Origin of the sequence: Neisseria sp. P0019.S002 (assembly GCF_051957155.1) — a bacterium.
GTDB lineage: Bacteria > Pseudomonadota > Gammaproteobacteria > Burkholderiales > Neisseriaceae > Neisseria > Neisseria perflava.
Map to the genome: position 1 here is coordinate 1 of NZ_JBQCWS010000096.1, position 474 is coordinate 474.

Here is a 474-nt window from a genome sequence, read left to right on the forward strand (position 1 = left end):
CTCTTCCCCGCCGAAGTCGTTGGTGGGGAAGGTGTGTTTCAGGGACTCTTCGGTCCTTCTGCCGTCGGTTGGGGGGGGGGGGACGTTGGCATGGGGGGCGTGGAGTGCCTTTGGGCGGGCTTTTTCCCCCACAACCTCTGCGGGGGAGAGGTTGGGTGTGTCTATGCCGTGTTTCCAAACCAGCTGGGACTCCCCCCGAGTGGCAACGACAGGAATCAAGGGGGTGTCGCTGTTGTGGTTGGGTTTTTGTAGGGGTTCTTGCAAACCCCCTCTCTTCTTCCCACCTCCCCACCCGCTGCATCCCAGGACTCTTCCACTCCCACTCAGCCCCACCTTCCCGATTTCCTCTTTCGACTTCAGCACCTTTCACACCCCCTCCAACACCATTTCCGTGTCCGTCCACATAGCCAATTTAAACTCGACTTCCTCGACTTCTCAACTGCCCCCTCCCTCCACTACGCCCCCTCCCCCAAA

1 pseudogene is annotated in these 474 nt (G+C 59.9%); it reads right to left on the bottom strand.

The features are described 5' to 3' along the window. Positions 1-264 (bottom strand): annotated as a pseudogene (locus ACTHTY_RS11750) (hypothetical protein); the annotation flags it as partial. Positions 265-474 lie beyond the last annotated feature (210 nt).